Origin of the sequence: Myroides sp. C6-3, from assembly GCF_050522425.1 — a bacterium.
In the GTDB taxonomy this organism is placed as follows: Bacteria; Bacteroidota; Bacteroidia; order Flavobacteriales; family Flavobacteriaceae; genus Flavobacterium.
The window spans coordinates 125,811-146,404 of record NZ_JBMVQP010000002.1; the positions used below are offsets into that span (position 1 = coordinate 125,811).

Genomic DNA, 20,594 nt, shown 5'->3' on the forward strand with positions numbered 1-20,594 from the left:
AGTACGAAATAAATCATTCGGTATCAAAGCATTCACGGATAATTATCATTGTGAGGTTGTACAGAAACTCCATAATCAGTTCGGCTTTTTCCTGTTCCACATCAATACCGACCTCACGGAGAAGTACCATTGCTTCTTCGATAGGTATTTTATCTATTTCTTTTCTCTCCTGCATCGCCTAACTTTTTTGTCCCAGCTAAATTAGTCGGGTAAGCAAGTCAGGCTTCCAATGTTGTAGTCAAAGGTTGCATTTGGCGTGCAGTTGCCAAATACTCGGGTTTTTGGTTTTATTTTGGGCGTGCCACCGATTGCATTTTCACAACGCTCCAAAACCCCAACGCAAAAATGCAATCGCTGTCGGGCTATCCGCTACAAGTCCTCGCTCCGTTGCACTTCGCTGTGGGCTTTCCGCTTCTATCCCTCACGCAAAAACGGACGGCAATAGAAATAATTGTTTAATTTTGTGAATGAAAAAGTCTGTTTTTTTTCATTAAACCGCAAAAGATAATTTCAATTTTTAAATGGTAAAACCCCAAAGAAAAAGTATAATATTTGTCCTAATCGTTACCGCCTTGGATACGACAGGATTAGGAATTATCTATCCCGTTTTACCACAACTTATAGAAGATTTAGCAAATACGGATATCAGTAAAGCGGCAACGTATGGAGGTTGGCTAACTTTTGCATATGCGTTAATGCAGTTCTTTTTTGCACCTGTTTTAGGAAATTTGAGCGATAGATATGGCAGGAGGTCGGTTTTGCTGGTTTCTTTATTAGGTTTTACGATTGATTACCTATTTCTCGCATTCGCACAAAATATAATTTGGCTTTTCATAGGTCGAATAATTGCAGGAATAACAGGAGCAAGTTATTCGGTTGCAGCGGCTTCAATCGCAGATATAAGCACCGATGAAAATAGAACGAAAAATTTTGGATATATAAACGCCGCTTACAGTTCGGGCTTAATCATCGGACCAGTAATCGGTGGATTGCTCGGGCAATTTGGCACACATATTCCTTTTATTGCGGCGGCTATTTTAAGTTTTGGAAATTTTGTTTTTGGCTATTTTGTATTTCCTGATACATTGGAAAAATCCGATAGAAGAAAATTTGAATTAAAACGTGCCAATCCTTTTGGAGCTTTTAAGCATTTAAGCAAGTTTCCAACAATAATGTCGCTTATTGTAGCAATGTTCTTAATGGCAATTGCAGGGCATAGTATGCCAAGTATTTGGGCATATTTTACTATTGAAAAATTTGATTGGAATGCGGAGTTAATAGGTTATTCATTAGCCTTTTTAGGCTTACTTTCAATTATCGTTCAATCTTGGTTTGTGGGAATATTAGCCAAAAGACTTGGCGATGATAAAATGACCATTTTTGGATTGTTATTCTCAATCATAGGATACTTACTTATCGCATTTTCAAATGTGGAATGGCTTCTTTTTCCGGCAATGGTTATCAATGTGATTGGAAGTGTACAGAGAACGGGATTTCAAAGTATCATTTCTTCCCAAGTATCAAAAAGCGAACAAGGGGAATTGCAAGGAGGTTTAAGCAGTCTTCTTGGTTTGGCTACCATTATTGCCCCACCATTATTGACAATGGTTTTTACATATTTCACAAAAGATAAAAATTCAGACATTTATTTTGCAGGAGTACCGTATTTGATTGCATTGTTTTTGACAATAATAAGTTTGATTATAATGCTTACAAATTACAAAAGCAGAAAAACTATCCCCAAAAAAGAATAAAAAGGTAGCAAAGGTAAGGCGACACCCACCGCACCACCCAACCAAAAGACTACGGCATAATGGCACGGCAAAGAAGGTTACCCTGCCACCCTTCGGGACTTATTCCGTTTCCTTTTGGTTTTTCCGCCTGTCCGCCTTGATTGAACGGCTTTCTTTTTTTTCTGTTTTTTTCTTTTGGAAACAATTTTAAGAAGAAGAAACGCACCACCCACCAACGCACCGCTATCAAAACAACGGCTTGTGCTTTTGGTTATAGATTTCCTTAATCAACTCCCCGAACTCCTGAAAATGGTATTCGATAATGTTGTCCAGATACGCATAAATCGTCAGTTTGTCAATGCCCATAATATTGGTAAGCCTGTTGAACGTATCGTGGTGTTCCTGCCGAACATAGACCGATTTGCCTTTGCTTGCCGTTGTCGTAGGGATTTTAAAGAACTGTCCGCAATAATCCTCTTTGGTCAGCTTCTTTGGCTTTGAGGTCGTTCTTTTGGTATTACTTGCAGTCGGTTTTGTATCTTCCGTTTCTACGGATTTTTCGTCTGCGGTAAAGTCGTCCCGAGGTGTTACGGTTTGCTGTTCCTGTTGGGGATTTTTCTTGTCGTTACCGATAATCATTTCCATAAAATCCTGTTCTTCGGGTTGCGGTTTTTTGTCGTTTTCGTGTATCATATCATTTAATTTTAATGTTATCTCAAATTAGCTGTTTGGTTACCTGAACAGTCAGTTGCATATACTGTTGTACCTATGCATCTGCATACTCTTAATTAACTGTTTCATTAGCTGAAAAATCCGTAATTCATCTGCAATCAATCACGCAAATTTGCTGTCGGGATTTATGCTGATTAGTTACTTCATTAAGACTCTAACCAATCAGCCAGCTAACCATACAAAGGAAATAAAAGCAATCCCAATCCGCATAAACGTGGCAGTCAGTGGCACTATTTGGCGTTCATTGTCGTGGTTGTAAATCGCTGTTATTCAAATAGTCTTGTCGAACTTTGTAAACGGAAGCGGTTGTTTTTTTCGGCTAACTCCAATCCGTTTGCAAAACGGATTTTTCTGAACTCCTGTTCAGAGCAAGTTATCTTTTGAGGTACTCGAAATGAATTTCAGTACCTCAAAAGCACTTGCCCTTGCAGGGGGCTGAAAACCGCTCCGAAGTCGCAGTTTTGGTTTAACATTAAAATGGATTTATTATGGAAGAAAAGAACAGTAAGCAGATTAGGAAAACAGGTAGAAAACCGAAGAACGACCCTGCCGTACATCGGTATTCCATTAACCTGAATGCAGAGGAAAACACCAAGTTCCTTGCCCTGTTTGACCAATCAGGAATGAACGTAAAGGCACATTTCATTACAGCCTGTATCTTTCAGAAGACGGTAAAGACCGTAAAAATTGATATGAATGCGGTAGAATACCACACAGGATTGACCAAATTTTTCGGTCAGTTTCGGGGAATAGCAACCAATTACAATCAGATTGTAAGATTATTGAACGCCAATTTTTCGGAGAAAAAAGCATCTGCATATCTCTATAAATTGGAAAAGCAGACAGCAGAAATGAAAGAACTATTGCTAAAGGTTTTAATTCTTACCGACAGATTTGAAAAGAAATATCTAAATAAAGAGTGAAATTATGATTGCAAAAATCGGAAAAGGGAGCAATATGTACGGAGCGATTTTGTACAATCAGCAGAAAGTGGAAACGGAAAACGGAGCGATTTTGTTGCTGAACAAGATACCCGACACAATGAATGGCAGGTATTCTGTAGCGTATTTCAATAAATGTTTTGAGCCTTATTTGTCGGCAAACATCAAAACGGAAAAGACAGTACGGCATATTTCATTGAACCCTGACCCGAAAGACAAGGTTAGCGATGAACAGTTTACGGAAATGGCACAGGAATATATGGAACGTATGGGCTATGGCAATCAGCCTTATATTGTTTTCAAACATACGGACATTGACCGAACGCATATCCATATCGTTTCAACCTGCGTGGGCATTGACGGCCGGAAAATCCCCGATGATTACGACCACCCACGTTCAATGGCAATCTGTCGGGATTTGGAGCAGAAATACAACCTGCACAAAGCCACCGAGCAGGAACAGAAACAAGCCGACAAGATTTTCAAAAAGGTAGAACAGCAGAAAGGCGATATTAAAAGTCAAATGGCTTCAGTAATACGTCATTTGCCGAAGTATTATCAATACACCAATTTGGGAACGTACAATGCGTTACTTTCTCTTTTCAATATCACAGCAGAGGAAGTCAAAGGCGAACGGAACGGTCAGACCGTAAACGGATTGGTCTATATGGCATTGGACGAGAACGGGAACAAGGCAAACAATCCGTTCAAAGCATCGCTTTTCGAAAAAGATGCAGGGATTTTGGGATTGCAAAAGCACTTCGAGCAGTCCAAAGATAAAATGAAAACCAGCCCTGCAAGGTCTGTATTAAAGAACACCGTTGAATTAGCAATACACACCACAACCAACGAAAGTGAATTTAGAAAACAATTGACCGAACAGGGTATTAATACAGTTGTAAGACGTAATAGTGAAGGACGGATTTACGGTATAACGTTTATCGACCACGAAAGCCGTAGCGTTTGGAACGGTTCGCAATTGGATAGAAATCTCTCGGCAAACGTATTTAACGATTGGTGGAACAACGGCAACAAACCTGAACTGAAAACACAGGATAACCCTGTTTCCAAAACGAATACAATGGACAACCAACCAACGAAAGACTTCTTTGAGTTTATCCCACAGAAACACTCGCCTAATTTCGATTTGGGATTGTTCAGTCTGTTACCCGATGCACAGGGTGTGGATTATGAGGAAGAACAGTTTGCCAAACGAATGAAGAAAAAGAAGAAACGCAGGAGGTTGTAAGTACAATGGAAAATTTGTTTGAACAAAAAAAGTTAATCTACCTATTAGTAGATAGAAATTTATATCTTTGCTTTATGGAAACAAAAGAAAAAATAGTAACCGAAGCCATAACATTTATCACGACAAGAGGGACAAATGCTTTTAGTTACAAGGATATATCTAAAGAAATTGGCATTAAAACTTCTTCCATCCATTATTATTTTCCGACGAAAAATGATTTGATTGTAGCTGTTTTAGAACATGTTATTCAAAAAAATAAAGAAGACAGAAAACGAAACAATTACAGCAATATGAAATCGGCTTTAAGGGGTTATATAGATGAACATGTCTTAATAAGAGAGCAAAATAAAGTCTCAGTAATTGCTGCATTAGCGGCAGATATAAACACTTTAGAGCCTCAAATCAAAGCGATATTAAACAACTATATAGAAGAAGAGATAGATTACTTAGCACAAATTCTGAATAAAGGAGAAAAAGAAAACTTATTCGTTTATAAAGCAACTCCACGTATTCAGGCTTTAATGATATTGACAAATTTATTGGCTATTTCAAGAATATCGATGATAACGAAGGAAATATATTTTGAAGACGTAGCCCGACAAATAATAATTGACATAGAACTCATTTAAACTTTTAGCAAGATAAGTGCAAAAGCCAAATAATGCCAATTCAACCAGGAATTGTCCAAAGTGTCGAATCTGATTAGAAGCGTTCTGAAGCTGTCCATCCAAGCAAAAGTTCTTTCGTTAACAAATCTTTGGTCGTAAACATCTTGATTGAAAAATCGTTTTTTTCCTCTTTTCTTTCCTTTTCTATTTCGCTTATTTTCAACAATATTGGCAATCATCTTTCGTCTGTGAATAGCTCTCCTTAATTTCTTGGAATCAAACCCTTTGTCTGCATTTTGAATGCTGTTTTGAACACATATTCCACTTTTCTTCAAATCTTTGATCATCTGTGCATATTGTGGAACTATTTGGTACAAATCATTGTGATTTCCACTGATGATTCCACCATTGGCAATGGGTATGCCTCTGCCATCGGTCATAATCAAAATATTAGAAGTCCGACCTCTCTTTCTGTGTTGGTAAGCAACGCTCTGTGCTGATTTTTTAACCAAACTATGTGTGCCATCGAGGTTCAATTTCTCGGTGTCCAATTTATCTTTCTGTATTTCCAAATACGTTTCAAACATTTCTTTAAAAACACCCATTTTACTCCATTTCCGGCAGTAATAATAAACCGTTTGCCAAGAAAATGGTGGCTTACAACATTCTATATCAACAAATAAGAAACTCCACTGACAGCCCGTTTTGAGTTTATGGACGATACATTTGAAAATATCCGCCATATCAAACTGACTGGAAAATCCTCTTTTATTTTTCGGAATAAAGCATAAAATGCAGTTTTCTATTAGCTCTTTTTGTAAATTTGTGTACTTGCAGTTCACCGAATTGTAATTTATTGGTTGTCAACTCTAAATTACTAATTTTGAACTGCTTGTTTTTTTCAAAAAAAGTTTAAATCACTTCATAGAGAAAAAATAATGAAAAGAGTAGTAGTTACAGGGCTTGGAGCATTAACGCCCATTGGAAATAATGTAGACGATTTTTGGCAGTCGCTTTTAACAGGCGTTAACGGAACTAACCCCATTACAAAATTTGACACATCAAAATTCAAAACAACATTTGCTTGCGAACTCAAAGGCTTTGACCCATTAAACCATATTGAAAAAGCAGAAGCAAGAAAATACGATTTGTTTACGCAGTATGCTTTAATTTCCGTTGAAGAAGCCGTTAAAAATGCCAACATTAATTTTGAAACGCTGAACAAAAACCGTATTGGCGTTATTTGGGGGTCGGGAAATGGTGGTATCGGCACATTTCAACAGCAGGTAACTGAATTTGCGCAAGGGGACGGAACACCACGTTTTAGCCCTTTCTTCATCCCGAAGATGATAGTCGATATTGCTTCGGGCATCATCTCGATAAAATACGGGCTTCGGGGCATAAATTTTACAACTGTTTCAGCTTGTGCAACTTCCAATACCGCAATCATTGATGCCTTTAATTATATCCGTTGGGGCAAAGCAGATATGATAATAACAGGCGGTTCGGAAGCGCCTATTAACGAAAGTGCCGTTGGTGGTTTCAACGCGTCAAAAGCATTGTCAACCTTAAATGAAAATCCGCAAATGGCATCACGTCCTTTTGACATCAACAGAGACGGTTTTGTTATGGGCGAGGGAGCAGGTGCAATTATTTTGGAAAACTATGAACACGCTATAAAACGAAATGCTCCGATTATTGCCGAGATTGCAGGCGGTGGCATGGCTTCAGACGCATATCATTTAACTGGTACGCACCCAGAGGGAGAAGGGGCATATTTAGGTATGGTTTTAGCATTGGAAGACGCAAATATTTCCGCCAATGAAATAGATTATCTGAACACACACGCTACATCAACACCACAAGGCGATATGAGCGAATTAAAAGCAATAGCAAGACTTTTCGGCAGACAAGGCAAATTAAATATTAGTGCGACAAAATCAATGACAGGACATCTGTTAGGTGCTGCGGGGGCTATCGAAGCAATCGCTTGTATTAAAGCTGTTCAGAATAACATTGTTCCGCCAACAATCAATTCGGTAGATATTGAACCTGAATATAGGGATATATTTAACTTGACGTTACACCAATCACAACAACGGCAAGTGAATTACGCAATGAGTAATACTTTTGGTTTTGGCGGACACATTGCCACAAGTATTTTTAAAAAATATGCTGAATAGAGAGTAGGTGCTAACTTCGGTTTGCTCGTGTTGGCGCTAAATCGAAAGTTCAAGTATCCCAACATGTTCCTTCGTATAGAAGTTAAAAGTTGGCAATTATCGTAGAACAACCTACAGACAACACCAATATGTAACCGATAAATAATTACAAAATATGACCGACAGAGTAAACATCATCAATAACTACATCGATGGATACAACCAATTTGATATCAAAAAAATGGTTGCAGACCTTGACGATAATATTGTTTTTGAAAACATTCAAAATAATGATATAAGTTTATCGCTGAAAGGGTTAACAGCGTTTAAACAACAGGCAGAAACAGCAAAAACATACTTTGCAAAGAGAACACAGACAGTTAAATCGTTTAGGCATTTTGACAACAGCACTGAAATAGAAATTGATTATACAGCAATTTTAGCAATTGACTTTCCGAACGGCTTAAAAAAAGGGCAAAAGCTAAAGTTATCAGGAAAATCCGTGTTTGAATTTAAAAAAAACAAAGTGATTAAATTGACAGACATTAGTTGACATTAAAACCAGCGAACAAGAATATGACTTTACTAAAACATAAAAAAATTACAATAATTGGTGCCGGGCCTGTTGGATTAACAATGGCGAGATTGTTACAGCAAAACGGCGTGGACATTACAGTTTACGAGAGAGACAAAGACCAAGATGCAAGGATTTTTGGTGGGACACTTGATCTGCACAGGGATTCGGGACAGGAAGCAATGAAAAGAGCGGGATTGTTACAAACTTATTATGACTTAGCTTTACCAATGGGTGTAAATATTGTTGATGAAAAGGGCAATATTTTAACCACAAAAAATGTAAGACCCGAAAATCGTTTTGACAATCCTGAAATAAACAGAAATGACTTAAGGACTATCCTATTAAATAGTTTACAAAATGATACCGTCATTTGGGATAGAAAACTTGTTACCCTTGAACCTGATAAGGAGAAGTGGATACTAACTTTTGAGGATAAATCGAGTGAAACAGCAGATCTGGTTATTATTGCCAATGGTGGAATGTCTAAAGTAAGAAAATTTGTTACCGACACGGAAGTTGAAGAAACAGGTACTTTCAATATACAAGCCGATATTCATCAACCGGAGGTGAACTGTCCTGGATTTTTTCAGCTTTGCAATGGAAACCGGCTAATGGCTGCTCATCAAGGTAATTTATTATTTGCGAATCCTAATAATAATGGTGCATTGCATTTTGGAATAAGTTTTAAAACACCTGATGAATGGAAAAGCAAAACGCGGGTAGATTTTCAAGACAGAAATAGTGTCGTTGATTTTCTCCTGAAAAAATTTTCCGATTGGGACGAACGCTACAAAGAACTGATTCGTTTGACATCATCTTTTGTAGGGTTAGCGACACGAATATTTCCCTTAGATAAGTCTTGGAAAAGTAAGCGTCCATTACCCATAACGATGATTGGAGATGCTGCTCATTTGATGCCTCCTTTTGCAGGACAAGGCGTAAACAGTGGGTTGATGGATGCCTTGATATTGTCGGATAATCTGACCAATGGGAAATTTAACAGCATTGAAGAGGCTATTGAAAATTATGAACAGCAAATGTTTGCTTATGGAAGAGAAGCACAGGCAGAATCAATAATAAACGAAACGGAAATGTTCAGCCTCGACTTTTCTTTCCAAAAACTAATGAATCTATAAAACAGAAAGGCGAGGAAATGAAAGAGAAAATAGTTAAAAAAAACGGAATAAGACTTTTTACCGAAAGTTTTGGATGTGAAAAAGATCCGGCAATACTCTTGATTGCGGGAGCAACGGTATCCATGTTGTATTGGGATGCTGAATTTTGCCAGAAACTATCTGAAAAGGGATTTTTTGTTATTCGCTACGACAATAGGGACGTAGGAAAATCTACTAATTACGAACCGGGTTCAACCCCCTATGATATTGTTGACTTAACCCATGATGCTATTTCAATTTTGGACGGCTATAAAATAGTCAAAGCCAATTTTGTGGGAATTTCACTGGGCGGACTGATTTCTCAAATAGCATCAATAAAATATGCCGACAGGGTAAGTTCAATAACACTAATCTCATCAGGTCCTTGGGGCGACTCAGACCCCACAATTCCTGAAATGGATACGCGTATTTTAGATTTTCACGGAAAAGCTGAAACCGTAGATTGGACAAATGAAGACAGTGTGGCAAATTATTTAATTCAAGGTGCTGAATTGATGAGCGGCAGGAAACAATTTGACAAACAAAGAAGTGAAAAACTGATTAGAGCCGAATTTAAAAGAGCTAATAACTATATAAGTATGTTCAATCATGCGGCACTGCAAGGTGGTGAAGAATACTGGAACAGATTGAGCGAAATCAATCAACCAACCTTAATTGTACACGGAACGGACGATAAAATATGGCATTTTAAGAATTCAGCAGTTTTACTTGAAAAGATAAACGGCTCAAAACTAATAACGCTTGATGGAACCGGACACGAACTACATTTCGAAGATTGGAATAAAATTATTGATGGAATAACGCAACATACAACAAATAACAAAAGAATGAACAAATAGGGTATTATGTATTTCCAAATCAACGGTTTAGAGATTGAAGCTAATATCAATGTGTTCTTTGAATAACATCTTTTGGTGTTTTTTAATAATCATACTACGCAATTTTCTTTTATAAAAGGAAATATTGTAAACTAAATACGAAATGGTATCTTCATTAAATCATATCATCTCGGAGATACAGCGAAAAGAAAATGCTATTTCGCTGTCTGCATCTAATGAAATTGATGAAGCATATCAAACGACGATATACCTGCAAGAATACTTATGGTCAATAAGAGAGGATATTACCCAGCAGGGCTTTAAAAACCATTGGGAGGAAATCAATTTCTTTCGCAACATTAAGCCATACATTCTCTCCAAACTCATTTACCACAATAAAATATTTCGCATACAGACAGCTTGTCCTGTTGATGGAGGAAAGATGTACGCAAGTTATTTTTCAGAACAATTAAGGGAATTAAAACAGGAATACAGGGAGCATATCTATAATTCCGATTTTTACAGATATTACCGTTCAGGAAGAACAGACCGTGATGAAACTTACTTTAGGTTGGGCAACATTAATTTCCACGATGGACTGAATAGCTTCGTCTTTGAAATTGACCCTCTGTTTTCAACCTACTATGATTACAAAGTGGCTCGGATAATAGCAAATGAGCTACTCTATACCTACATACTCCAAAAAATCAATAATGATGAAATAGCAGGCTCTCTTTCTGCAAGGGATATTTCATCCGATGGTATTCTTTGGACGGACAGTAAAAATGCCTTGATAGAACTGATTTATGCTCTGTATGCGAACGGCTCTCTTTCATACGGTAAAGTAGGAATACGAAAAATCAGTTTGGTTTTAGAAAAACTGTTTCAGATTACCTTAGGGGATTTACATAATGCTTTCCATCGAATGAAATATCGTGCCAATTCACGAACCGCATTTTTAGACCAACTGAAATCTTCTTTGGAGGAATATATGGACAAGGATTTATAGAGTTATCAAAACAAACAAAAAGGGAAGCAAAGATAATGGATAACGATAACTGCGCACGCATAATGGCTTCGCCACCCTTCGGGACTTACAGTGCTTCGTTATCTTATATCCGTTAGCATAAAGGCTTTCTTTTTTTTCTGTTTTTTTCTTTTGGAATGAATTTTAGTTTTTAATATTCCATAGCAGTAACTTCCGCACTTAGGGAGGTTAGCCTTTCTAAATCCTCAAGAAAATGTTTCGAGATTTGTTCGGTTTCGGCTACTAAGCCCAAAGACTTAATCTAACGATTAAGTCTTTTTTTTGCTCTATTTTTTTACTTTTCCACTAAGAAGTTTTTTTACTTCTACAGTAAAATATTTTTTGCCACTTCGTCTCCGTATTTATCCAATAGTGACTTTTTTATCCCTTAGAGACAAAAATATGCGGTATTGTTTCTGTGCGTTTAATTTAAAATCTTTGCCACAAAACACAGTAAACATGAATACATTAGCACAACAAATTGACGAATTAAACAAGAATTTAGTACAACAAGTTCCTCCTGAAGTTTTGAACAGCTTCAGCCAATCCATTGAAGAGGTTAAACATTTACAACTCGAAAATCACTGTATTAAGCTAGGAGAGACTTTTCCCAATTTCAAACTTCAAAACACAAGCGATCAATGTATTGAATTAAATGACTTGCTACAAAAAGGACCTGTAATTATTAGCTTCTTTCGCGGCTCTTGGTGTCCGTATTGCAATTTAGAATTACGAGCCTTACAGCAAGAGCTATATGCACTAGAAGCAAAGGCTGTTACACTTATAGCCATTGCTCCTCAACTCCCTTCGCATAGTGCTTTAGTAAAAGAAAACCTGGACTTAACATTTGAACTTTTAACAGATCAAGACAATCGTTTAGCGAAACAAATTGGAATTGCTTTTGAACTACAAGATTATGTTATCCCCATCTACCAAAACCTAGGAATTGATCTAACTAGTTACAATGGTACTACACAACAAGAATTGCCAATTCCAGCTGTTTTCGCACTAGATTCAACAGGGTGTGTAACGTATAAATTTGTAGACGCAAACTATATGAACCGAATGGATATCAATGAATTATCAAAACTCATATCCCACAACGTTTAAAGTAAGGGCGGATGGCTATCCGCCCCATACCCCTCCTATCTTTTTAAAGAAAATGACAATCATCCAAAAACCCTCACACCTTTCCCTTGCGAAAAGCAGACATACTCATTCCTTTGTGGCGTTTAAAAAATTTATTACCGTGACTTTCATCTGCAAAACCAAATTCATCGACAATTTCATTAATGCGATATTCGCTAAACAACAAGCGATGTTCTATTAATCGGATTTTATAGGCTGAAATATAAGATTGGAAAGATTCTCCGCAATGCTTTCTAAAATAGCTCCCTAAATAAGTCGGAGACATATCAAATTGCTTGGCTACCACTGCTACCTTTAACTGTTCAGGCTTACGAATATGTTCCTGAATGTAGTTTAAAATAGACACCATCTTCGTATCTGCCTTGTCTGACAAAGGCTTCAATTGAATCATAGCAATGTTTCTTGCAGCTATTACTAAAAGAGCATTAACCAAATGGCGAACCAAATCTTCATTATACATGGTTTTTACAGCGATGATCTCTTTCAACGTTTGCATGAGTTGTTGCACAAAACGTTTATCCTCTTCATTTACCAAAACAGAAGCTGCTAACTGAGAGGCATAATGGAGCAAACATTCAATATGATCAATACTCTTCCACTGATATTCTTTGACATAGGATTCACCAAAGCGAATCACCATAAACTCACACATACCCTCTAAATCAAATTCATGACAATCATGAGGGGTAATCAAAAATAAATCACCTGGAGTAAATGAAATGCAATTGCCATTAATACCATAGCTTCCACTACCAGAAAGCACATAGACTAATTCAAAAAAATTAAACTGCCTGTCTCGCAAAGGGCAAACCTCTACTTTTTCATAATACACCTCAAGGGCTTGGTACATATTTTCTTTTGCCATACTGTAAAGATACCGAAAAACACCCGTTTTATACCCAACAAACCTTATTATATCAGTCTATTTTTACCTAAAACAAAATAAAGAATGATGAAAGCCATTACATTAGAAGGATTTGGAGGAGTTGAACACCTCCATTATAAAGAGATTCCTATTCCCCAACCCAAAGCGAATGAAGTGCTCATTCGGACCAAAGCGATTAGTATAAATCCTGTAGATATTAAAGTGCGCACCCGTCAAGCTCCTCTAGCAGAACAGCTTCTTCAACATCATCCCTTAATCTTAGGATGGGACATTTCAGGAATTATAGTACAAGTAGGAGATACAGTGAGTGATTTTTCTGTTGGAGATGAAGTATTTGGTATGGTCAACTTTGTAGGACACGGACAAACCTATGCGGAATACGTAGCTGCACCCGCCCATCATGTAGCATTAAAGCCTAAAAATATTTCGCATGCAGCGGCAGCGGCAAGTACACTAGCTGCTCTTACAGCTTGGCAAGCTTTTACATCTTATGGAAAATTACGTCCTCATGATCGTTTGCTCATACATGCCGCCGCTGGTGGTGTGGGACATTTCGCCGTACAAATCACAAAATACCTTGGGGCATACGTCATTGCTACGTCCTCATCGTCTAACAAAGATTTTGTACTTTCTTTAGGGGCAAACGAACATCTAGATTACCGCAAAGTTGACTTTGAAAAAAAATTGAGTTCCCTTGATTTTGTTTTAGAATCCATAGGAGGAACCAATTTTCAAAAATCCATTTCGGTTCTTAAGCCTTTTGGAACCATTGTTACCTTGCCTTCTGGACATACAAAAGAAGATGAACAAAAAGCACAAGCAAAATTTTTACACGCTTGCTATTTTATGTCGGTGTATTCTAGTCAGGAAGATATGAAGCAGATTGCTCAACTATTAGCCGCAGGTCATATCAAACCACATCTGTCACATATTTATTCGTTTGAAACTATACCTCAAGCTCATCTACAACAAGAAAGTGGACATACTGTGGGAAAAATAGTAATTGAATTTTAATATGATACACCAAGACATTCCCTTAGAATTAATACAGGCAATCAACGAAAGTCCTTACAGCGAAATAGATTACGATTATTTATTAGCGTTTAATCCAACACAAATTCGCTTAGAAGAACAAAAGATAGCAAAAACAGAAGAACCACTCCCTATTCCAGTGGGGTTAACGGTTGCCAATATAGAAATCCCCTCTCGTCATGTGGAGCGAAACATACGTTTAAGAACCTATTGTCCAACGGATCAAACAGAACTACCCGTACTTTTGTATTTTCACGGAGGAGCCTTTATTTATGGTACACCCGAACAATATGACTTTATTTTTTACGAGTTAGCATCCGCCCTTCAACTTATTGTTGTATCGGTGGACTATCGCCTAGCACCTGAACATCCTTTTCCTGCAGCTTTACACGATGGATATGATGCATTGCGCTGGTTGTCCACACAAGCGCATACTTTAGGTGGAAATAACAACAACCTCAGTGTTGGAGGCAGTAGCGCGGGAGGAACGATTGCTGCTTCTCTTGCTCAATATACCTTAGATCAAAAAGAAATTACTATCCGCCATCAGTATTTGATTTACCCACCATTAGATCATCGTTTACAAACGTCTTCTATGGAATTATTAGGTGATGCTCCCATGCAGAGCAAACGAGCGGCGACTTGGATGTGGCACCATTATTTAGGAGAAAATAGAAGTGCTCCTCTGCCCTATGCGGTACCCGCGTTACAAGGAGATTTAAGCCAACTTCCGCCAACGACAATTGTCGTTGCCGAATTTGATCCGCTCAAAGATGAAGCTTTGCAATATGGTCAACGTCTGCAACGAGCCAAAATTTCAACAACTATTTTTGAAGTAAAAGGAGCTACCCATGTCTTTGATTTTTTTCCTATCCAAATGGCTAGAGAATTTTGGCAAACACAAATCACGTATTTAAAAACCATTTTTACTCGATAATAATATGAATATTTTAGTTATTAACGGACATCCCAATCCAACTAGTCTCAATGCAACAATAGCACAAGTATACATTGAAACCGCACAAGCTTTGGGAGCAACCGTGCGTTATCTCGCTATTGGTGAATTGAACTTTAATCCCAACTTACAACATGGTTATGCGCAACGCATGGAATTAGAACCTGATTTACTAGATGCTTTAGAAGATCTTTACTGGAGCACGCATCAAGTCTGGATTCACCCGATGTGGTGGGTAGGCATGCCTGCAGTTATGAAAGGATTCTTTGACCGTCTATTTCTACCCGGATTTGTTTTTAAACATCATTCCACTACACATACTGAAGGTTTATTACAAGGTAAAACAGCACGTATTCTAGTAACCATGGGGGACTTATCCCCCGAAGTACATCAATCGAGCTATCAATCTAGTGGATTAATCCCCTTGAAAGAAGGTATCTTATCCTACTGTGGAGTACAAATTGAAAATGCAGAAGTAGTGGGTCCATTAAATGATTACGCCACATCTGATTTTGAACAACTCAAAGAAGAAGTAAAGAAAAAAGCTCAAAACGATGTTGAAAAGCATATAAAAAAGGAAATCTAAGGTAAAAGGCAAAATAAAAAAACAACACAACTAACTCATAAACAACCTATTAATTATATAAAACCATTTTAATTTACTTTTTCACCTATCTTTATTTGTTTTATATCATTATTAGTTTGTATATTTGCACCACAATAGCGCGGGATAGAGCAGTAGGCAGCTCGTCGGGCTCATAACCCGAAGGTCACAGGTTCGAGTCCTGTTCCCGCTACTAAGCCAAAAGACTTAATCCAACGATTAAGTCTTTTTTTATGCTATAAGCGAATTGTCATTCGCCTTATTCTATAAATTCATCATTATTCACTTTCTAGATCTGTAATTGAACAAAACCTACTTAACATCTCGCTCTTGTTCACGTTTTTTCTTTTTTTCTCCAACGACAGTTTTGAAATTCGCGGCTGATTTCATTCTCAATTGAACAACTGCGGTTGTTTCTGCAAATCCAATTTTATCCAAGGGAATTACGGTATAGTCAATAATATAATATTTATCTAACAATATAGTGCTAGCCAATGCATTTACAATAACGCCATCAATCATGTAAATTAAATTGCCTTTAAAACTAATATTTCCCTTTTCCCATTGATCTAAAGGCACTAAATCTGACTTATATCCTTCTTTAAAGGTCAACGCTATTTTTTTATCAAAGTTCATTGTACCAACCTGAAATAAACCAGTATCTACTTGTGTCTCTTCTATGCTCTTGGGATTAATCCCGAGTAAACTATAGCCACTGTACAATTTATTTTCTACCTCAATTGCGTAAGTATAACTCAATTTATCTAGATCCTTTGGTTTGACTTGTGATGGCATTGCCGCAGATACATCTACCTTCTGCTTATTTTGTGCAATTGCCGGTGTACTTGTTAATCCAAAACAGATTGCCCCTAAGAGCCAAAATGATCGATGTATCTTCATGTTTTTTTTATTAAATGTAAACAAAAACGGCGTATCCTTAACCTTAATCAATAAAAAAGGTTTGTGTAAATCACACAAACCTTTTTCTTAATCTATTTACATTAGCTCTGCAGCCACATCTTCCCATTCTTGCATCAACGACTCTACTTTCTTTTTATTTTGCTCATAGGTCTTAAAAAAAGCTTCGTCCTGCATTAACTTTTCATAGTCTACAGCCAAGCGTTCATCGTCTTTTGCTATTTTCTTTTCTAATGTACTGATCTCACTTTCAATTTTACTCAATCGATTCTGTAATGTCTTCTGTTTTTTCTGATCTTCATACGAAAGTACTACCGTTTTTTTCTCCTCTACTTTAGCAGCAGGCGCTTCTTGCTTCACGCTCTTCTTTTCAATTTCACGCATATTTTGCGCTTTGCGTTCTTCTAAGAAATAATTGATATCACCGAGATATTCCTTGATTTTTTGATCTTTGAATTCGTAAACTAAATTCGTTAATCCCTGTAAAAAATCACGGTCGTGAGAAACTAAAACCAACGTCCCTTTAAAGTTAAGTAAAGCCTGTTTCAACACATTCTTCGACTTAATATCCAAGTGGTTGGTCGGCTCATCCATCAGCAATACATTAATCGGCGACAATAACATACGACACAAAGCCAAGCGATTTCGCTCACCACCTGATAGTACTTTCACTTTTTTCTCTACGTCATCGCCTCTAAATAAAAAGGCACCCAACATATCGCGAACTTTTACGCGATTTGCATCCGTAGCAGCATCCAACATAGTATCTAAAAGCGTTTTTTCACCGTCTAGATAATCCGCTTGATTCTGAGCAAAGTACCCAATCTGAACATTGTGTCCTAACTTAATAGTTCCCTCAAATTCAAATTCTTTCATTACTGCTTTAATCAACGTTGACTTTCCTTGACCGTTTTGACCGACAAAAGCAATTTTACTACCGCGTTCAATTAAGAAATTGACATCTTTAAAAATAACCTTATCGCCAAATCGCTTGGTTACTTGTTCCATTTCCAATACCACTTTACCCGGATCAATACTCACAGGAAAGGAAATATTCATAACAGCATTGTCATCTTCATCAACCTCAATTCGCTCTACTTTATCTAATTTCTTGATCAGGGATTGCGCCATAGAGGCTTTTGTTGCTTTATAGCGAAAACGCTCGATTAACTTTTCGGTTTCCTCTATTTTCTTTGCTTGGTTCTTTTGTGCAGCTAATTGCATTTCTCGCAATTCTTCACGCAACACAAGGTACTCCGAATAAGGTTTATCAAAGTCGTAAATCTTACCCAAAGAAATCTCTATGGTACGATTTGTCACATTATCCAAGAACATTTTATCGTGTGAAATAATCACGACTGCTCCAGGATATCCTTTTAAGAAATTTTCTAACCAAATAATACTCTCAATATCTAAGTGGTTCGTCGGCTCATCAAGTAATAACACATCATTATCCTGCAATAACAACTTCGCTAATTCGATACGCATACGCCACCCTCCAGAAAAAGTATCTGTCAAATTATCAAAATCCTCTCGTTTAAATCCAAGACCTTGTAAAACACGTTCTGTATTACCGACGTAATTATACCCGCCAATAATTTCAAACCGATGGGTTAGATCACTTAATTTTTCGATCAATTCACTATACGATTCTGACTCATAATCGGTGCGTTCGGTTAATTCTTTATTTACCTTATCTAAAGCAGCCTCGACTTCTTTAATTTCAACGAACGCTTGATAGGCTTCTTCTAAAACTGTACGACCAGGGATAAAATCAATATCTTGACGCAAAAAACCTATTTTCAACTCTTTTTCCATTGCGATACTTCCCGTATCGGGTTCCATATCTCTAGATAAAAGCTTCAGCATGGTCGACTTTCCTGCACCATTCTTCCCTACTAATCCTACGCGATCGCCAGCTCCAATTCTGAATGTCACACTTTCAAAGAGAAACTCTCCAGAAAATGAAACAGACAAATTATGTATATTCAACATAAATATTACTTCTTTAATTTAAACTTTTTGTAGCGGTGGATAGATACATTTTCATCCAATGCTCTATTATTTTCTGCATAATTATAGAGTTGTTCGGCTAAGTAAGGGGCTAATAAAACACCTCGTGTTCCCAAACCATTGAGCACCAAAATACGAGCTGACTCTAAACTTCTTCCGAGCAAAGGCCGTCTATCTTTAACCGTCGGACGCACACCCGCCAAGTGTTTCACCACTTCGAAATCGAGAGACACAAAACTGCGCAAGCCATCTAGCAACTCTTCTCCTCCAGCTTTAGTTGGCTCATCTGTTTTATCCTCCCAATTATACGTTGCTCCCAATTTGTAACAATCCTCACCAATGGGAATCAAAAAGACACCTGCTTTCAGCATAAAATCACAAGCTAAGTGCGGTATTTTTACAATCATTAGCTCTCCTTTAGTACCATCGAGTGGCAATTGATTGAAAAACGGATTGCGCAACAGGCCAAAGCCTTCTGCAAAAACAATACGCTTAGCGCGGATTCCTTTATAAGAAACACCATCCTCATCATATGCTAAAGCCTCGTAATCGAAAGATTCAACTTTATAACATCCCAATTGAGTAAGGTATTGTCGGTAAGCCGGAATTAATTCATCTGTTTCCAAATATCCTGTTGAGCGAACCTTTCCTAAACCAAAAGACAAATCTACTCCATCTATTTTTTTCTTTTCTATTTCCGGAGCTAAAAATTCCTGTAAATTAGGTCGATCTGCCGCTTGAAACCAATTATTTTGTTCTTCAACAGAGGCTAAACGACGATAGAGATCCATGGGATACCAGCATTTAACTTGTAATTTTGCCTCTAATGCTGGATAAAAAACTTCAGCTATAGCTAGTTGTTCTTTAATTTTCCAAACATCCGTAAAGCGCTTTAGAACGACCGGATTATACATTCCACCAGCAATCAAAGAGGATGAGCGTTGTTCTGCATCAATAACAATAAACGTCTTTCCTTCCTGCGCTAATTTCTCAGTAAAAGCAATACCCGCTAAACCAGTCCCTACAACGATATAATCCACCATAATCAATCCATAAAAAAAGCTCTTATCTAATTTAGATAAGAGCTTTATAAATTAGTAATTACAAAATTAGTAATTCCATAAATCATCTTCAAGGTTTCTGATCAATTCTTTGATGCGTTCGCCTTCAAATAATTGACTTAACTCTCCACCTTTAATATAATCGTTAATACGAGTATCACCATATTGATTATCTGCTTTGTAAATCGTAGAACTAAATCTTCTAGCGTTTAACAGATGATCAAAGTTCATAGGATTCATTGGATTTTTCGAGTTGAAAACTTGCGCTTCAAACAGTGTACCTCTAGCATCCGGGAAGAATATCCAGAAAAGTTCAACCGCGTTTTCAACTTCAGCCCCTTTCGTATATAAATCTACTACTACTGGTGCTATTCCCAATAAGCGGTATTTTAATTGACCTTCATTACGGTCAAAATACCACATACCCATTACGTGATAAGATTTCACATCCGATGGACGTAACTCTACACGTTGAATATATTCTTCTGGAATTTTCTCACCAGCATTATAGTATTCAATACCAGCATCTGTAGTATCAATTTTAACGAAAGATGTTTCAAGCTCCTTTAACGATCTTTTTCTTTTAAAGTCGCTATCATCATATACTTCTGTGATAGCTCCAGACTTAATACCGTCAATTAAAGCTTGGAACATAGATTTTCTTCCATCTCCAGAAACTTCTTCAATTGGATAGTAATAAGACTCATTAGCTTTCTCTTCTAGAGAAATATTTTCCCATACTTTAATACCAAATAAGATGTCCTTATCTGCTACATACCCGTATGGAATTGGTCCTTCGCTTTGTACGTATATTTCTTGAATACTTTTCATTCCAATTTCCTCAGCAGACTTAGCGTTTAATAAGTTGCTTTGTGCAAATGATTGCACTGAGAATATCGAAAATGCTACAAATAGTGAAATTTTTTTCCAGTTCATATTATTCAAAGTTTTCTT

The 20,594-nt window shown here is 37.2% G+C and carries 21 protein-coding genes and 1 tRNA gene; 14 read left to right on the forward strand and 8 right to left on the reverse strand.

The window, feature by feature from the left end; all coding sequences use genetic code 11:
- Positions 1–13: 13 nt before the first annotated feature.
- Positions 14–175, reverse strand: a complete 162-nt coding sequence (locus ACPDG9_RS01645) for a hypothetical protein (protein WP_165353002.1) — start codon at positions 173–175, stop codon at positions 14–16.
- A 346-nt stretch (positions 176–521) separates the two neighbouring features.
- On the opposite strand from ACPDG9_RS01645, the gene ACPDG9_RS01650 reads away from it, so the two are divergent.
- A complete protein-coding gene (locus ACPDG9_RS01650; protein WP_055131136.1) occupies positions 522–1,754 on the forward strand; it encodes a TCR/Tet family MFS transporter in 1,233 nt (410 codons plus the stop codon).
- A 225-nt stretch (positions 1,755–1,979) separates the two neighbouring features.
- On the opposite strand, the gene ACPDG9_RS01655 is transcribed toward ACPDG9_RS01650, so the two are convergent.
- Positions 1,980–2,426: a DUF3408 domain-containing protein gene (locus tag ACPDG9_RS01655; RefSeq protein WP_055131135.1), complete on the reverse strand. Its 447-nt coding sequence runs from the start codon at positions 2,424–2,426 to the stop codon at positions 1,980–1,982.
- 527 nt (positions 2,427–2,953) lie between these two features.
- On the opposite strand from ACPDG9_RS01655, the gene mobA reads away from it, so the two are divergent.
- The 3 genes from mobA (at position 2,954) to ACPDG9_RS01670 (ending at position 5,284) form a co-directional block, all read left to right on the forward strand.
- Positions 2,954–3,388, forward strand: coding sequence for a conjugal transfer protein MobA (gene mobA, locus ACPDG9_RS01660; RefSeq protein ID WP_055131134.1), 435 nt, complete (start codon positions 2,954–2,956; stop codon positions 3,386–3,388).
- Between the two features lie 4 nt (positions 3,389–3,392).
- Positions 3,393–4,655, forward strand: coding sequence for a conjugal transfer protein MobB (mobB, locus tag ACPDG9_RS01665; RefSeq protein WP_055131133.1), 1,263 nt, complete (start codon positions 3,393–3,395; stop codon positions 4,653–4,655).
- 74 nt (positions 4,656–4,729) lie between these two features.
- Positions 4,730–5,284, forward strand: a complete 555-nt coding sequence (locus tag ACPDG9_RS01670; protein ID WP_294964888.1) for a TetR/AcrR family transcriptional regulator — start codon at positions 4,730–4,732, stop codon at positions 5,282–5,284.
- Here ACPDG9_RS01670 and ACPDG9_RS01675 read toward each other — a convergent pair.
- Positions 5,281–6,105, reverse strand: a complete 825-nt coding sequence (locus ACPDG9_RS01675; RefSeq protein ID WP_280571830.1) for an IS5 family transposase — start codon at positions 6,103–6,105, stop codon at positions 5,281–5,283. The two genes, ACPDG9_RS01670 and ACPDG9_RS01675, sit on opposite strands and share 4 nt — an antisense overlap.
- Positions 6,106–6,201: 96 nt before the next feature.
- Between ACPDG9_RS01675 and fabF the strand changes: the two genes are divergently transcribed.
- The 6 genes from fabF (at position 6,202) to ACPDG9_RS01705 (ending at position 12,132) form a co-directional block, all read left to right on the forward strand.
- A complete protein-coding gene (gene fabF, locus ACPDG9_RS01680; protein ID WP_294964881.1) occupies positions 6,202–7,446 on the forward strand; it encodes a beta-ketoacyl-ACP synthase II in 1,245 nt (414 codons plus the stop codon).
- A gap of 154 nt (positions 7,447–7,600) precedes the next feature.
- Positions 7,601–7,978 (forward strand): hypothetical protein, encoded by a 378-nt coding sequence (locus ACPDG9_RS01685; RefSeq protein WP_044502095.1) that lies wholly within the window; start codon positions 7,601–7,603, stop codon positions 7,976–7,978.
- Between the two features lie 23 nt (positions 7,979–8,001).
- The gene (tet(X), locus tag ACPDG9_RS01690) at positions 8,002–9,138 is read left to right on the forward strand and encodes a tetracycline-inactivating monooxygenase Tet(X) (RefSeq protein ID WP_044502094.1); all 1,137 of its coding nucleotides are present in this window, start codon (positions 8,002–8,004) and stop codon (positions 9,136–9,138) included.
- A gap of 17 nt (positions 9,139–9,155) precedes the next feature.
- Positions 9,156–10,016, forward strand: coding sequence for a macrolide hydrolase EstT (gene estT / locus ACPDG9_RS01695; protein WP_077782102.1), 861 nt, complete (start codon positions 9,156–9,158; stop codon positions 10,014–10,016).
- Between the two features lie 142 nt (positions 10,017–10,158).
- Positions 10,159–11,004 (forward strand): RteC domain-containing protein, encoded by an 846-nt coding sequence (locus ACPDG9_RS01700; protein WP_055131121.1) that lies wholly within the window; start codon positions 10,159–10,161, stop codon positions 11,002–11,004.
- A gap of 477 nt (positions 11,005–11,481) precedes the next feature.
- Positions 11,482–12,132: a peroxiredoxin-like family protein gene (locus tag ACPDG9_RS01705; RefSeq protein WP_430526095.1), complete on the forward strand. Its 651-nt coding sequence runs from the start codon at positions 11,482–11,484 to the stop codon at positions 12,130–12,132.
- Positions 12,133–12,205: 73 nt separating this feature from the next.
- Here the strand turns inward: ACPDG9_RS01705 and ACPDG9_RS01710 are convergent, their stop codons facing one another.
- A complete protein-coding gene (locus ACPDG9_RS01710) occupies positions 12,206–13,036 on the reverse strand; it encodes a helix-turn-helix domain-containing protein (protein ID WP_430526096.1) in 831 nt (276 codons plus the stop codon).
- An 87-nt stretch (positions 13,037–13,123) separates the two neighbouring features.
- Between ACPDG9_RS01710 and ACPDG9_RS01715 the strand changes: the two genes are divergently transcribed.
- From ACPDG9_RS01715 to ACPDG9_RS01730, 4 genes are all read left to right on the forward strand, one after another.
- Positions 13,124–14,071, forward strand: coding sequence for an NADP-dependent oxidoreductase (locus ACPDG9_RS01715; RefSeq protein ID WP_430526134.1), 948 nt, complete (start codon positions 13,124–13,126; stop codon positions 14,069–14,071).
- Between the two features lies 1 nt (position 14,072).
- Entirely contained in the window at positions 14,073–15,026 is a 954-nt protein-coding gene (locus ACPDG9_RS01720; RefSeq protein ID WP_430526097.1) for an alpha/beta hydrolase, read from the forward strand.
- Positions 15,027–15,030: 4 nt separating this feature from the next.
- Complete coding sequence (locus tag ACPDG9_RS01725; protein ID WP_430526098.1) at positions 15,031–15,630, forward strand: NAD(P)H-dependent oxidoreductase; 600 nt, start codon at positions 15,031–15,033, stop codon at positions 15,628–15,630.
- Positions 15,631–15,768: 138 nt separating this feature from the next.
- Positions 15,769–15,841 (forward strand) — tRNA-Met (locus ACPDG9_RS01730).
- Between the two features lie 119 nt (positions 15,842–15,960).
- Here the strand turns inward: ACPDG9_RS01730 and ACPDG9_RS01735 are convergent.
- From ACPDG9_RS01735 to gldN, 4 genes are all read right to left on the reverse strand, one after another.
- Positions 15,961–16,548, reverse strand: coding sequence for a hypothetical protein (locus tag ACPDG9_RS01735; RefSeq protein ID WP_430526099.1), 588 nt, complete (start codon positions 16,546–16,548; stop codon positions 15,961–15,963).
- Positions 16,549–16,644: 96 nt separating this feature from the next.
- The gene (locus ACPDG9_RS01740) at positions 16,645–18,561 is read right to left on the reverse strand and encodes an ABC-F family ATP-binding cassette domain-containing protein (RefSeq protein WP_430526100.1); all 1,917 of its coding nucleotides are present in this window, start codon (positions 18,559–18,561) and stop codon (positions 16,645–16,647) included.
- Positions 18,562–18,566: 5 nt separating this feature from the next.
- Positions 18,567–19,622: an NAD(P)/FAD-dependent oxidoreductase gene (locus ACPDG9_RS01745; RefSeq protein ID WP_430526101.1), complete on the reverse strand. Its 1,056-nt coding sequence runs from the start codon at positions 19,620–19,622 to the stop codon at positions 18,567–18,569.
- A 66-nt stretch (positions 19,623–19,688) separates the two neighbouring features.
- Positions 19,689–20,576: a gliding motility protein GldN gene (gldN, locus tag ACPDG9_RS01750; RefSeq protein ID WP_430526102.1), complete on the reverse strand. Its 888-nt coding sequence runs from the start codon at positions 20,574–20,576 to the stop codon at positions 19,689–19,691.
- Positions 20,577–20,594: the final 18 nt, after the last annotated feature.